Source organism: Mesorhizobium sp. M8A.F.Ca.ET.207.01.1.1 (assembly GCF_004794715.1).
GTDB lineage: Bacteria > Pseudomonadota > Alphaproteobacteria > Rhizobiales > Rhizobiaceae > Mesorhizobium.
Genome location: NZ_SRUS01000147.1, coordinates 1 through 402, shown reverse-complemented (window position 1 = coordinate 402; position 402 = coordinate 1). Strand labels below are relative to the sequence as shown.

Annotated in this window: 1 protein-coding gene; it reads right to left on the bottom strand. The window is 64.9% G+C overall.

The window, feature by feature from the left end:
- Positions 1–402: multidrug efflux SMR transporter (locus EN850_RS36865; protein WP_210238016.1), on the bottom strand; the 402-nt coding region annotated here is incomplete at both ends.

Sequence of the window (402 nt, the reverse complement as noted above, 5' to 3'; positions counted from 1 at the left end):
GTGATGGTGTCGCTGGCGAGCGCCGCCTGGAACTTGTGTGCCTGCGCCAGGAAGCCCTGCGCCGGGTTGCTGTCGAAGATCTTGATGAAGCCGGCGTAGGTGGTGCAGATCAGCAGCCACACTGCCGGTACCGCAGTGACCCAGGCATAGCGGTCACGCTTCATCTTGAACAGCACCACCGTGCCCAGCATCAGCGCGATGCCGGCCAGCGCCGGTGCATCCAGGCGCTGCTTGAACACCACCAGTACGATCAGTGAGATCAGCACGATGCCGACGCCGGACCAGATCGCGTAGGCAACGCCGGTCGGCACCGACTTCATGGTGACCGACAGCAGGTAGAAGCACAGCCCATAGCCGGCCAGCGCGCCGACGGTTGGCCACAGCCGGCTCATGCCGTCGGAG